Genomic DNA, 13515 nt, shown 5'->3' on the forward strand with positions numbered 1-13515 from the left:
CTACTTAGGCGGTCGAATGGGTTGCCTTGAGACTGACCACATCATGCTTGAGCAGTCTCTTTAAGTTCTCCAACTGATCTGTAGATAATACACGTCGACGACTAAAACGGGGTTTTTCTATTAAACCGTCAATGCCTTTCTCGTCGAAGCGCTTTACCCACTCCTTCACCATCCGGCGACCAACGTGTAAATATTTAGCGGTTCGTGTTCGGTTGAGCAGATTATTAATATGGGATGTTGCCACAAGTCTAATACGTAAGCGGCCATTCTGCTTATTAGCGATTAGCAATGGGAAATCGATGCCTTTTAAAAATTCCATAAATATTATTTGGTGATTGTACGAAACACTTAGATATCAAATTTAAGGTGATCGGTGTAATTAAGTGTAGAGTGAAATTTTATATTACTTAACCTGACTTTGGGTTAAATTGTTTAGAAATCCTGTGAAAAGTTGCAAGGAATGCATACACGGTAATAGTGTTAATAGACGATACGGCTCATAAGAATCCCCGGATACTTAAAGTAAATTTTCGATTTCGTTGTGGATCTTTTATATTACTTGTTATTATTTCTGTACCCAGATTAAAGTAAGTGACTTAATATCTGACTGACACGATTTATTATGAATCAAACTACAATAGGGTGGCTCATGCAATATTGGTTATTTAAAACAGAGCCTGATGCATTCAGTATTGATGATTTAGCTAATATCCCTGACGGAATTGAGCACTGGGATGGCATTCGTAATTACCAAGCTCGTAATTATTTAAGAGATGTAGTGAAGTTAGGTGATCAAGTTTTTATATATCATTCCAGCTGTAAATATGTAGGCATAGTCGGTTTAGCCGAAGTGGTTAAAGAAGGGTATGTTGACCATACTCAGTTTGATCCTGAAAGTAAGTATTATGACCCAAAATCAACTAAAGATAAGCCTAAGTGGATGATGGTTGATATTCATTTCAAACGAAAATTTGTAAAAACATTACTCCTTAAAGAGATAAAAACTATGCCAGAAATCTCCGAGATAGGCTTAGTAAAAAAAGGACATAGGTTGACAATTTTGCCAGTCAATCAGAATGAATTTGCGTGGTTACTTGGCAAATGTTAATGGTTATATTCTTCGACATGAGTTGTTTTTCAGTGTCCAAAGTGGTTAGATTTATACTATTTCTGTTCACTAAGTTACAACATGCGGCTATAAAACTCTCCACGGAGTTTTTACATCAAGGTAAACTGATTTCCGAAGGCTGACCTGGTCAACCTAATACGACTACCTCAGTTAAGCTACTTTTTGTAATTCATTGTTTTGTTGTTCAAAGTTATTAGGACATTGGTAATCCAAGTACGAATGCAGTCTATGGCTGTTGTACCACATGGTCATGTAATTCAAGATGTCTTGTTGGGCGCTAAATCGTGTAGAGTAATTACGCCAATGCACCCGTTCTTGCTTTAGACTCCCGAAGAAGCTTTCTGCCACAGCATTGTCCCAACAACACCCTTTTTTACTCATGCTGCCGACAAGCCTTGATAAGGCGGCGATAAGCTTTGCTGGCGTACTGCACGCCTTGGTCTGAATGCACAATCAATCTTGCTTTGGGTTGTCGTTGCCATATTGCCATGGTTAATGCGTCACACACTAAGCTGGCCTTCATTCTTGAACTCATACTCCAACCCACGACTTTGCGTGAATATAAATCAATCACCACCGCTAAATACAACCAGCCTTCTGATATCCAAACGTGGGTGATATCCTGCACATAATGCACATAATGCACATAATGCACATAATGCACATAATGCACATAAGCTTGGTCAGGCTTTTGTGCTGAAAATCTTGCTTTAGCTCATTGTCATAAATGGGCTTTTTATGGTCACTGTTGGTGGTGGCTTTATATTTCTTTTTATACCGCACCCACACGCCTGCTTCTTTCATCAATTGAGCTGTTTTCCTGCGACTCACTGGAAAGCTCAGCGTATTCAATACTTTTTGAATGCGTCTCGCCATAGGTATTATCGCTGAACCTGGCGATATCTTTTACCCCTTCCAGCATCTCTTGATGCGTTAAACCATCAGGTTTATCCGTTTGACGCTTCTGGTAACGGTAATAATTGTTACTTTGTACACCGAGTAGTCTGCACATTAAGCGCACAGGCCAGGTCTTCTTATATCGGGTAATAAACGAATACTTCACTTCTTTTTTTTGGCAAAGAAGACCGTCGCTTTTTTTTATATCTCACGCTCCATTTCGAGACGCTTGACTTGCCCCTTCAAGCTGCGGATTTCGGCTTGTTCGGGTGTCAGGGTGCCATTACCTCGAAAAGCATGACCATTATCATCTTCGGCCTCTTTGAGCCAACGACCGAGTATCTGAGGACTGAGGCCTAAATTCCTAGCCGCCTCTACACGACTGTATTTTTGCTCTACCACCTATGCGATGGCATCCAATTTAAATTCTTTTGAATATTTCTTACGTGCTGTCATTACCTATCTCCAGTTAAGGGTATTATGTCTTAACCTAGGAAGTCGGACCTATTCAACCACGTCAATATCTTTTACCAAGTTTAGTTATACATAGCGCTTTTTTAGATCCCGCTGACAGCAAATTACTTTACTAAACGTATATTTGGCTGCTGGTTTTCACAAATATCTACTTTTTTAGATGATCTAAAACCATTTTTAATTCTGTCATAACTAATGCTCTTCATCCCCATTGACTGACAAAATTTGTAAATTGTCATAAAGTCATCTTTGCTTAGCTCTTCGTCATTTACCGATAAATGTGAGTCTATGTGCATCTGCTCGCCACTGGCGGTCAGTTGTGCGATGGCTGAGTAGGGGTCGCCATAATTTTTTGATTTGATTGCTCTAACCATCTTAACTTCAAAATACCAATCATCCATTTTGGTAATACGTGTTATTGATTTGTTCATGCTTAATCCTGTTGAGCGTCTATTGGATTGAATGATAGTGTTGTTGATGCGGAGTTTATTATTCAAGTGCTTTTAGCAAGTCATAGGCCAAGCCTGCAATGCCTCTGAAATCAATGAATGCCTAAGTTTTCTTAAATTGAAATGTATGTATTTGGCAACACAAAGTAGGGTTGTAGCAGAAACGCCATGATAAGAGTTTGATTTTTGTTGTTTTTCTAGCTGGATCCCTGTGAGGACTAATGAATTCAAGCTGTTGGGCTGTCTTCGATCGCATACACAGGCAAAAAACACGTTATATTAAATGCAAAAAAGCCCAGCCAAATCGGCTGGGCAAGAGGGCTTTTATCAAGCACCTTACGACAGAAATCGTTTCAATATATTGTTTTCAAAAAGGTAATTATACTGTTTCGACTATAGCTTTCATATCGGTCATATAACCGCGAAGTTTAGCGCCTATTGTTTCTACGCCATGCTCTCTAATGGTCTTATTTATATCTACCAGTTTCTTGTTATCAACACTGTTAGAAGCAGTTGTGTAGGCTTTACCAATTAGGTCAGTACCAATGCTAGGCATCAGCTTCTCTGCTAATAAAGGGATAGCTGCGTTAGCAAATAAGTAGTTACCGTATTCAGCTGTATCAGAAATAACCACGTTCATTTCATACAAACGTTTACGAGCGATAGTGTTTGAGATTAGCGGGGTTTCATGTAATGACTCGTAGTATGCCGACTCTGGTAAAATACCGGCTTCAACCATCACATCAAAAGCTAATTCAACACCTGATTTAATCATTGCAACTAAAAATATAGCGTGGTCAAAATATTCTTGTTCATCAATTACACCTTCAAATACAGGTGCGTTTTCAAAACCACTTTGGCCTGTCTCTTCACGCCATTTAAACAAGTTTGCATCACCATTTGCCCAATCTTCCATCATATTGCGCGAAAATTCTCCGCTGATGATGTCGTCTTGATGTTTGCCAAAAAGAGGGCGTAATAATTCAGTTAACTGCTCAGACAATTCAAAGGCTTTCACTTTGGCTGGATTCGACAATCTATCCATCATATTGGTGACACCACCAATTTTTAACGCTTCGGTGATGGTTTCTAAACCGTCCTGAATTAATTTGCCTGCGTAGCCTGCATCGATGCCATTAGCGATCATTTTTTCATAGCCTAGTACTGCGGCTACTTGCTGCATACCACATAAAATGGTTTGCTCGCCCATTAGGTCAGATTTCACTTCTGCAACAAAAGACGATTCTAATACACCGGCGCGGTCGCCACCTGTCGCTGATGCTAATGCTTTAGCAATATCCCAACCTTGGCCCTCAGGGTCATTCTCTGGGTGTACTGCAATAAGAGTGGGTACGCCGAAACCGCGCTTGTATTCCTCACGTACTTCAGTACCTGGACATTTAGGTGCACACATCACAACAGTAATATCAGAGCGAATTTGCTGACCTTCTTCAACAATGTTGAAACCGTGTGAATAGCCAAGAGTAGCGCCTTTCTGCATTAGAGGCATAACCGCTTCGACTACACTTGAGTGTTGCTTATCAGGTGTGAGGTTGTATACCAAATCAGCTGTGGGGATAAGCTCTTTGTAAGTTCCCACTGTAAAGCCATTACCATCTGCACGTTGGAAAGAGTCACGCTTTTCGTCAATAGCTGCTTGGCGCAATGCATAGGATATATTTAAACCTGAGTCACGCATGTTCAAACCTTGGTTTAAACCTTGTGCACCACAGCCAACGATGACAATTTTTTTGCCTTTAAGAAAATCACAACCAGTAGAAAACTCTGCACGTTGCATAAAACGACAACGACCAATTTGGTCCAACTGCTGACGTAAAGATAATGTATTGAAATAATTTGCCATGTGTAAAATCCTCTTCATTTTTGGAGCAAGCTAATGATTCTCTTGCGATGGGCAGATAATAGAGGTAAATCAGTGTTGTTTAAAATGATATATTTGCAATACAATGTTGCATAAATTGCAACGTAGCTAGCATTAGGCCATTTAGATGGATATTCGAACCTTAGAGTTGTTTCAACATTTAGCCAGCAGTCTACATTTTGCTAAAACGGCAGAATCGATGTTTGTTAGCCCTTCTACTTTAAGCCGATCTATTCAAAGGCTCGAAGAGGAATGCGGTAGTACCTTATTTGTGCGGGATAATCGTAAGGTCAAACTGACTGCCGCGGGATCAAAACTTTTGGGGTTTTCGCAACAGATTTTGACAGAATGGAAAAAAGTAAAGTGGGAGCTACAACAAGAGCAACAGCAGTTACAAGGAGAATTGAGTCTATTTTGTTCAGTCACAGCCAGTCAAAGTCATTTGCCAAGACTATTAGATAATTTTAGGCACAAATATCCACAAGTAGAAATTAAACTAAGTACTGGCGATCACGCTTTATCGGTCAGTAAAGTCATGCAACAAGAAGTGGATGCGGCTATTGCTATTCACACCCCTGACTTTCCTGCAGAGCTAGAATTCTTGTCGCTTGGAGAAATACCGCTGCTACTGATTGCTGCCAAAGACACCTTATTAAATCGCTTAGAACAAGTGGACTGGCGTAAGCACTCTTTTATTTTACCCGAATCGGGCCCATCGAAACGTATAGTGCATCATTGGTTTGCTGAGCAAGGCATAAGGCCGCGTATCTATGCCACAGTCGCTGGCAATGAAGCCATAGTGAGCATGGTGGCGTTAGGCTGTGGTTTGGGCATAGTTCCCGAGGTTGTACTTGATTATTCTACTATAGGTCAAAAAGTTAATCGTATTAAGCTGGATGATATCGAACCCTATCAATTAGGCTTGTGTTGTTTACGAAAAAGGGCTGATGAACCGGCCCTTCGTGCTTTGTTTAACTGTTGATACTGACTGGATACTAGTTTGTGTTGTCGTTATGCCCAACAGTCTGAGGCTTTCTTTTTGAGTGTAAGTAGCAGTGATACTAACTTAATGGAAAAAATATAAGCTGAAAAGTACAGAGTAACCTGCAATCAAGTAGATATTAGTTACTTTTCCAATCGAAAATTTAACCGAAAAAACAACATTATAATTAAGTTCGTAAACAAAAGTTCTCCGATTAAAATTGTATCTAGGTCCATAAAGTATCTCTAAGGTTGATGTGTTTGTCTGTCCGTGCAAACTTACTCTCTTAAATTATTAACTTATGCAGTTTAAATATGCAGTTTAAAATAGTGTGAGATACCTTGTTGGCTCTCTGTCACAGTGAAGATGACGAAGCATTACACGAGGTTATTAGGTTAACTAATTATTAGTTAACTGTGCCAACATTCTGTCAAAGGCACGATAGTTAAGCGCTTCAGCTAGATGTTGCCTATTAATATCTGAACAGTGTGCTAAGTCAGCAATGGTGCGCGCGACTTTGAGAACTCTGTGGTAAGTACGTAAAGACAATCCAAGTTTTTCTACTGCCTGCTGTAAAAATAGCTGCTCTGGTTTTTCTAGTTTGCAATATTTATCAACTTCTTTAGTGCCGAGTTGCGCATTGGTTTTTCCGCAGCGACTAAGCTGTAATTGATGGGCTTGAATGACTCTTGTGCGAACAACCTGGCTACTTTCACCGCGACTCTTCACCTGTTCAGAAAAGTCATTGCTAGGAAGCTTAGGTACATCAACCTGTAAATCAATACGGTCTAAAAATGGGCCAGATATGCGGTTAAGATAACGCATAATCTGTTCGTTGCTGCTGCGCCCGTCGTTTAAACTGCCCGTAGGGCTAGGATTCATAGCCGCGACTAATTGGAATCTAGCCGGAAATTGCGCCTGTCTAGCGGCTCTGGAGATACTCACCGAGCCTGACTCAAGGGGTTCACGTAATACATCTAACACTTTGCGATCAAACTCTGGGAGTTCATCTAAGAACAATACCCCATTGTGTGCCAATGAAATCTCACCAGGCCTAGGTATGCTGCCACCCCCAACCAAAGCAACCGCTGAACTGGTGTGATGTGGATGTCGAAAAGCGCGTTGTTTCCAAGTGGCAGGGTCAACGGGTTTACCCACTATAGAATGAATAGCCGCTGATGCTAATGCTTCTTCATCTGTCATAGGGGGGAGAATAGTGATCAATCGACTTGCTAACATAGTTTTACCGGTGCCGGGTGGGCCGCTAAACAGCAAATTATGACCACCAGCTGCGGCAATTTCTAACGCACGTTTGCCTGCTGCCTGGCCCACTACGTCTTGGAGATCAGTGTCATATACCAGTTGTTCTTCTATAGAATCTGCTTGATATAAATCAAGGGGGCGTTGCCCTGCGATATGATGAAACACATCTAATAATTGTTTGGCCGGAACAATGTTGGCGTGTTTTATCAACGATGCCTCTGCCGCATTTTCGATGGGTAAAATAGCTATTCGTTTAGCTTGTGAGCAGGCATAAGTAAAAGGTAATGCACCCGTTATTGAGCGTATCTCCCCAGATAAAGCCAATTCACCCACCAGTTCAACGTTGTCTAGCTGATTTCCAGTTAGTTGGTTACTTGCGGCGATAATGCCTATGGCAATAGCTAAATCAAACCGCCCGCCTTCTTTGGGTAAATCTGCTGGAGCTAAGTTGACCGTGATACGTCTCGCCGGAAATTCAAAGCCAGAATTGATTAAAGCACTGCGCACCCTGTCTTTTGCCTCTCGTACCGAGGCTTCTGGTAATCCGACTAAATTAAAACAGGGCAAGCCATTGGACAGGTGTACTTCAACAGTAATAAGGGGGGCGTCAATGCCTACACTGGCTCTTGAATAAACAACGGCTAAAGACATCAAGCAACTCCATTTGCGAACAAGGTGAGTCTTAAGGCTAGCTAATCATCATAAAATTGCGAGTTAATCATCTTTAACCGAATCATGGGGGTTAAAGACAGGAAGATGCCAATGCCATTTCATCGCGCATAGACGACACGTCAGTGTGATGAAAAATCCTATTATCATGCAACTTAGAGTGCTTAAACCTAGTTGAAAACTTAAGATGTAACTTGCTCCACCTATAATACAGGCGGTAGCATAAAGTTCGCCTTTTAAAACCATGGGAATTTCTCGGCAAATCACGTCTCGGATTAATCCTCCGAATACACCCGTCATAGTGCCTAGTGCGATGGCGACAAGAGGAGAAGCGCCGTAAGTCATGGCTTTCTGTAAGCCCATAACATTAAAAAATGCTAAACCAAAAGCATCTGCGAAAAACAAGTAGCGCAGTGGAAACGTGTCTTTGCTACGTAGCCATATGATAGTAGAAAAAGCTGCGATGAAAATCACATAGAAAAAGCTTGGGTCTTGCACCCAGAAAACCGGCAGATCCAAAATCATATCCCGAAGTGTGCCACCGCCAATGGCAGTAACTGAGGCGAGTACCACCACACCAAAACCGTCCATGTGTTTCTTATAAGCCATCAGTGTGCCTGCGACAGCAAACACCGCGACACCCGCTAAATCTACCCAATGTAACCAAGTTTCCATATTTTGCCTAAAGTACAAGTTTGTTCATTCAAGAATGATAAAATTTAATTGTGTTGAGTATATCACCCTCTAAAAAGGCATATATCAATGCTTGATCAAAATATCAGCTTCATGCTATTTCTATGAATAGTGATGATAAATAAAATTTGTTATGTGATGCCCTATTTTTTTGCGCAATGCAATGACAACATCCCTAATTAAGGGATGAGTGATTATTTTATTGCAGGAATAGTGTAGGTAAATGTCAACACTGAAAGCCTTTGCACGAAAGTCCGAGGGCTTTTTTGGTTGGCATTTTGCCTTAACGGGTAAGTTTATCTGTGGCCAAGTATTACAAATACGCAGTGAGAAAATGGATGCGAGTGATAGACTATGAAAACTGTTATCTCTTGTGTTTAAAATCTCACTTGCTCTTAAAGCTTATGCACTGTTAGCCACACGCGCTGACAAAGGTATGGTGCGTGATGCATCAAAATTGGAAGATTAAATGACCCGTTCTGCAAATGAATATCTAAAAAGAATATTGTTATCGCCCGTTTATGACGTGGCGGTGAATTCTGATCTACAAAAGCTGGATAAGCTTTCTGCTTCTTTAGGTAACGACATTTGGCTAAAGCGGGAAGATCAACAGCCTGTTAAGTCTTTTAAATTACGTGGGGCCTATAACAAAATATGCCAGCTTTCTGATGCGCAATTGGCAAAAGGTTTGGTGGCTTCCTCTGCAGGTAACCACGCTCAAGGCGTGGCTTATTCGGCCAAAAAGAAAGGCGTTAAGGCGACGATTGTTATGCCCGCTACTGCACCCGATATTAAAGTCGAAGCGGTGCGCAATTTTGGTGGTGAGTTTGTGGACGTGGTATTGCATGGCACCAGTTTTGAACAAGCAAAAGAAGAAGCATTACGGCTGTCCAAAGAGTTTGGGTACACTATGGTGGCACCTTTCGATGATGAAGACGTTATCGTTGGTCAAGGCACCATAGCCCGTGAATTACTCGAACAAAACCCGGATTTAGATACCTTATTTATCGCCGTTGGTGGCGGTGGTTTAATATCGGGTATTTCGGTATTTCTGAAACAGCTTAAGCCTGATTTGAAGATTATCGCCGTGGAGTCTGACGAGTCTGCGTGTTTACAAGCGGCTATGCTAGCAGGAAAACCTGTACCCCTTGAACATGTGGGCATTTTTGCCGATGGTGTCGCAGTAAAAATTATTGGCGAAGAACCTTTTCGTTTATGTCAACAATATGTGGATGAAGTGATTACGGTTAACACCGATGAAATCTGTGCAGCAATCAAAGATATATTTGATGATACCCGGGTGATTGCCGAACCGGCAGGTGCCTTGTCGATCGCAGGTATCCGTAAGTATCTTAGAACCAATCCGATGCAAGGCAAAAAGTTTGGTGGCATTTTATGCGGTGCCAATATCAACTTTCATACGTTGCGATATGTCTCTGAACGTTGCGAATTAGGCGAACAAAAAGAAGCGGTAATAGCGGTTAAAATTCCTGAACGTAAAGGTGCATTTAGAGCATTTTGTGAGCTTTTAGGCGGACGCGCTATTACCGAATTTAATTACCGTTATTCCACAGACCGTGAAGCCCATATTTTTGTTGGCATCAAGTTAAGAGAAGGTCGTCAAGAGCTAGCTCAGCTGACTGAATCGCTTGGCAGCAATGGTTATAATAGTTTTGATTTATCCGAAAACGAAATGGCTAAGTTACATGTACGTTATATGGTTGGGGGCAGGCCTCCAAGCCTACTCAATGAAAAGCTATTTTCCTTTGAATTCCCGGAGTACCCTGGTGCTCTTATGAAGTTTTTGGATACCTTGGGCGAAAGATGGAATATCACTTTGTTTCATTATCGCAATCACGGTGCGGCCGAAGGTTTGGTATTGGCCGGCTTTGATATACAAGATACTGAGCGTGGGGAATTTGATCAACACCTAGCTAAACTGGGTTATATATACCAAGAACAAACAGACAACCCTGCGTACAAGTTTTTCTTGTCTGATGTGAATGGTGTATTTGAGAAATAGGCGCTTGCTAAATATGCAAAAAATTGTAGATGATATTGCGGCGCAGATGGCTTCAAAAATTGAAAAAGGCACTGTTGCTAGTTATATTCCGCAATTAGCATGTGTGAACCCCGACCAGTTTTCGATCAGTGTCGCTTTAGCCGATGGCTCGTTATTCAATGCTGGTTGTGCGCAAACCTTATTCTCCATCCAGAGTATTTCAAAAGTCTTTACCTTGACTTTAGCTTTGGGGAAACTAGGTGAGCGAGTTTGGAATAGAGTGGGCCGAGAACCCTCAGGTGACCCGTTTAATTCTATTGTTCAGCTTGAGCACGAGCAAGGAAAACCCCGGAATCCTTTTGTTAACGCTGGGGCAATTGCAATAGCTGATGCCATTATTCAAGGCCATCAGCCAAAAGAAACCTTGGCTGAGATCCTGCAGTTTATGCGTTTTTTAGCAGATGACGAAAGCATCGCCATAAACGAAAAAGTGGCTCATTCAGAGGAGCTGACTGGCGAGCGAAATGCATCTTTGGCGCATTTCATGGCATCGTTTGGTCATTTTCAAAATCCTGTGGATGCGGTTTTGGGAACCTACTTTCATCATTGTTCTATTGCAATGAACACCGTTCAGTTAGCCACTGCAGGCCTATTTTTAGCCAATAGTGGTGTGAACCCAGCAACGGGCTACCGAGTTGTGTCGTCTAAAAGAGCGAGACGTATTAATTCTCTGATGTTGATGTGCGGCCATTATGATGGTTCAGGGGAATTTGCCTATAGAGTTGGGTTGCCGGGTAAAAGTGGCGTAGGCGGAGGTATACTCGCTATTGCTCCTGGCAATGCTTCTATTGCTGTATGGTCCCCAGGATTAGATACTATTGGCAACAGTAAACTTGGAACCGAAGCGTTGGAATTACTCACTCAAAAAACCGGCTGGTCGGTGTTTGGAAAATAGCATAGTTCAATTGTAATATCCGCCAGGTGGGATAGTCTGGTTACGGGATATTTCAGCCTAGTAGTTCCTATCTTTTAAAAGGTTTTTAAGTAGCCTTACCCCGATTTTTTAAGCTTTGTTATGGACGCTTCATTTTGCACACACTTGCACAGCTAAAGTCTGGCCAATTGGCTGGTATTACCCGTTTAACGTTGTCAGAAAACCTGAGTATATTTCCAACTGAAATATTATCATTAGCTGATAGTTTAGAAATTCTAGATTTATCCAATAACCAACTATCTGCATTACCCAACGAGTTAAATAAGCTTACTAAACTTAAGATTATATTTGCTTCCAACAATCACTTTGAAACCTTGCCTGAGAGTCTTGGCCAATGTGAAAGTCTTGATATGGCGGGTTTTAAATCCAATAAAATCAAATATGTACCTGCTGAATCATTACCCGTAAAGCTGCGCTGGTTAATTTTAACCGATAACAATATATGCAGCTTGCCAGACACCCTTGGTGAACGACCAAGGTTGCAAAAATTAGCCTTGGCGGGTAATCAACTTACACAATTACCCTCCAACCTAACACAATTGACTAACCTTGAGTTGGTGCGTATTTCGGCGAATCAATTAACCGAATGTCCTGACCAATTGTTGGCTTTACCTAAACTCGCTTGGTTGGCATTTTCAGGTAATCCGTTTACGCGTACTGACATCGATATTCAATCCGTTCCTGTGGTGCCTTATTCAAGTTTTGCTTTGCAAAACGTATTAGGGCAAGGAGCGTCTGGTGTGATTTCAAAAGCTGTTTGGAATAAACCAACAGATGATTTCCCAGATGAAGTCGCCGTTAAAGTATTTAAAGGCGAATTAACGAGCGACGGTTACCCAGAAGATGAATTGCAGGCGTGTTTAAAAGTTGGAGGCCATGCAAGTCTGGTGAAGTCTTTAGCTCAGGTAAATGAACCAGACTGTTTAGCTTTAGTGATGCAACTTATTCCAGAACACTATAACAATCTTGGTTTGCCACCGGGTTTTGATACGTGTACTCGCGATACCTTTAAAATGGATTTTACATTACCCATTGAGCAAATAAGCAAGATAGTGAAACAAATGCAGTCAGTTTTTTCCCACCTACATGATAATCAGGTTAGTCATGGCGATTTGTATGCACACAATACTTTGTTCGATCAAGATGCCAACATCATTTTCGGTGATTTTGGAGCGGCCACTATGTATCACATGTTAAATGAAAAGCAGCAAGGCCAAATTCAACAAATAGAAGCGAGAGCTCTGAATTACTTTATCGAAGACTTATTGAGTGTTTGTGCTGAAGAAGATAAAACCAGTAATGAATATCAAACCCTAGCCAATCAGGTTAGCTAACCATTTAATAGTAGCTTTAATCAAGCAACTCAAGTGGTAATAATAAGAAATCAACAAAGCGGTCTGATATTAAAAAAAGCAAGAGTTAAACAAATAAGCATTTGTCGCTTGTTTAACTCCGGCAGATTCAAGCACTGAGACTCAGTAAATTAATAGAAGTCAATTGGCGAACCGCGAGGCTGATTTTAAAGAAACTTAGAACGGCTATGGGGCATAGAGATAGTTTATATCAATTAAGTGGCACAATAGAGCTAGACGACGCTCTGGTTGGCGGTAGACAAAAAGGCAAACGAGGACGCGGAGCAGCAGGAAAAAAGAATGTGCTGATAGCCTGTGAAAGTAAGGATAAAAAAGCAGGATTTATCGCAATGGCAGTGGTCGATAGCATTTGTCATTTTAGCGTGAATGAATTCGTCAAGAAACACTTGAAACAAGGCCAACAAGTTCATTCTGATGCATTGCCGGCATTGAATATTATAGGTCAAACAGAAAACTATGAGGCAAGAGTAACCCCGGGTTATTTAGTTGATGAATGGTTACCGTGGGTACATATAGCCATCGGCAATTTAAGAACGTTTTTGTTAGGTACGTTTCATGGTGTAACCGGAAAATACCTACAAGAATACTTTGATGAGTTCTGTTATCGGTTCAATCGTCGATTTATCGAAAAACAAATACCTAACCGATTGTTAAACTTAGCAATAATTCACTTACCTGTAAAATCGACCTGAGCCAGGTGCATAGGCA

General features: G+C 41.2%; 11 protein-coding genes and 2 pseudogenes. 7 read left to right on the forward strand and 6 right to left on the reverse strand.

Translation table 11 applies throughout. The annotated features are described in order from the left end of the window. Nucleotides 1-4: 4 nt before the first annotated feature. Entirely contained in the window at nt 5-319 is a 315-nt protein-coding gene (locus tag C427_RS00170) for a helix-turn-helix domain-containing protein (RefSeq protein WP_034900167.1), read from the reverse strand. Between the two features lie 330 nt (nt 320-649). On the opposite strand from C427_RS00170, the gene C427_RS00175 reads away from it, so the two are divergent. Next, on the forward strand, nt 650-1108 hold the full coding sequence (locus C427_RS00175; RefSeq protein ID WP_007642316.1) for an EVE domain-containing protein: 459 nt from the start codon (nt 650-652) through the stop codon (nt 1106-1108). Nucleotides 1109-1279: 171 nt separating this feature from the next. Here the strand turns inward: C427_RS00175 and C427_RS00180 are convergent. From C427_RS00180 to ilvC, 3 genes and pseudogenes are all read right to left on the reverse strand, one after another. Further along, nucleotides 1280-2428: pseudogene (locus tag C427_RS00180) on the reverse strand (IS3 family transposase). Nucleotides 2429-2604: 176 nt separating this feature from the next. Then, nucleotides 2605-2931, reverse strand: coding sequence for a hypothetical protein (locus tag C427_RS00190; protein WP_007634258.1), 327 nt, complete (start codon nt 2929-2931; stop codon nt 2605-2607). Nucleotides 2932-3328: 397 nt separating this feature from the next. Beyond that, on the reverse strand, nt 3329-4813 hold the full coding sequence (gene ilvC, locus C427_RS00195) for a ketol-acid reductoisomerase (protein WP_007634259.1): 1485 nt from the start codon (nt 4811-4813) through the stop codon (nt 3329-3331). 145 nt (nt 4814-4958) lie between these two features. Here ilvC and ilvY point away from each other — a divergent pair, with 145 nt between their 5' ends. Then, on the forward strand, nt 4959-5813 hold the full coding sequence (ilvY, locus tag C427_RS00200; RefSeq protein ID WP_007634260.1) for an HTH-type transcriptional activator IlvY: 855 nt from the start codon (nt 4959-4961) through the stop codon (nt 5811-5813). Between the two features lie 399 nt (nt 5814-6212). Here ilvY and C427_RS00205 read toward each other — a convergent pair whose 3' ends face one another. Both C427_RS00205 and C427_RS00210 read right to left on the reverse strand, forming a co-directional pair. Beyond that, nucleotides 6213-7727 (reverse strand): YifB family Mg chelatase-like AAA ATPase, encoded by a 1515-nt coding sequence (locus C427_RS00205; RefSeq protein WP_007634261.1) that lies wholly within the window; start codon nt 7725-7727, stop codon nt 6213-6215. Between the two features lie 63 nt (nt 7728-7790). Further along, entirely contained in the window at nt 7791-8420 is a 630-nt protein-coding gene (locus C427_RS00210) for a trimeric intracellular cation channel family protein (RefSeq protein WP_007634262.1), read from the reverse strand. 241 nt (nt 8421-8661) lie between these two features. Between C427_RS00210 and C427_RS28025 the strand changes: the two genes are divergently transcribed. The 5 genes and pseudogenes from C427_RS28025 to C427_RS00230 form a co-directional block, all read left to right on the forward strand. Further along, entirely contained in the window at nt 8662-8796 is a 135-nt protein-coding gene (locus C427_RS28025) for a hypothetical protein (RefSeq protein WP_007634268.1), read from the forward strand. Nucleotides 8797-8907: 111 nt separating this feature from the next. Further along, entirely contained in the window at nt 8908-10461 is a 1554-nt protein-coding gene (gene ilvA, locus C427_RS00215) for a threonine ammonia-lyase, biosynthetic (protein WP_007634270.1), read from the forward strand. A gap of 13 nt (nt 10462-10474) precedes the next feature. Further along, on the forward strand, nt 10475-11395 hold the full coding sequence (locus tag C427_RS00220; RefSeq protein WP_007634272.1) for a glutaminase: 921 nt from the start codon (nt 10475-10477) through the stop codon (nt 11393-11395). A 134-nt stretch (nt 11396-11529) separates the two neighbouring features. Then, nucleotides 11530-12768 carry a leucine-rich repeat-containing protein kinase family protein gene (locus C427_RS00225; protein WP_007634274.1) on the forward strand — a complete coding sequence of 413 codons (1239 nt, stop codon included), beginning with the start codon at nt 11530-11532 and terminating at the stop codon, nt 12766-12768. Nucleotides 12769-12893: 125 nt separating this feature from the next. Further along, nucleotides 12894-13499: pseudogene (locus C427_RS00230) on the forward strand (IS1595-like element ISGps1 family transposase); the annotation flags it as partial. Nucleotides 13500-13515: the final 16 nt, after the last annotated feature.

It is taken from the genome of Paraglaciecola psychrophila 170, assembly GCF_000347635.1.
In the GTDB taxonomy this organism is placed as follows: Bacteria; Pseudomonadota; Gammaproteobacteria; order Enterobacterales; family Alteromonadaceae; genus Paraglaciecola; species Paraglaciecola psychrophila.

Coding starts and splice junctions, on each gene's coding strand:
- C427_RS00220 (WP_007634272.1), top strand. CDS start 10,475: ATGCAAAAAATTGTAGATGATATTGCGGCGCAGATGGCTTCAAAAATT.
- C427_RS00170 (WP_034900167.1), bottom strand. CDS start 319: ATGGAATTTTTAAAAGGCATCGATTTCCCATTGCTAATCGCTAATAAG.
- C427_RS00205 (WP_007634261.1), bottom strand. CDS start 7,727: ATGTCTTTAGCCGTTGTTTATTCAAGAGCCAGTGTAGGCATTGACGCC.
- C427_RS28025 (WP_007634268.1), top strand. CDS start 8,662: ATGTCAACACTGAAAGCCTTTGCACGAAAGTCCGAGGGCTTTTTTGGT.
- C427_RS00190 (WP_007634258.1), bottom strand. CDS start 2,931: ATGAACAAATCAATAACACGTATTACCAAAATGGATGATTGGTATTTT.
- C427_RS00175 (WP_007642316.1), top strand. CDS start 650: ATGCAATATTGGTTATTTAAAACAGAGCCTGATGCATTCAGTATTGAT.
- ilvA (WP_007634270.1), top strand. CDS start 8,908: ATGACCCGTTCTGCAAATGAATATCTAAAAAGAATATTGTTATCGCCC.
- ilvY (WP_007634260.1), top strand. CDS start 4,959: ATGGATATTCGAACCTTAGAGTTGTTTCAACATTTAGCCAGCAGTCTA.
- C427_RS00210 (WP_007634262.1), bottom strand. CDS start 8,420: ATGGAAACTTGGTTACATTGGGTAGATTTAGCGGGTGTCGCGGTGTTT.
- ilvC (WP_007634259.1), bottom strand. CDS start 4,813: ATGGCAAATTATTTCAATACATTATCTTTACGTCAGCAGTTGGACCAA.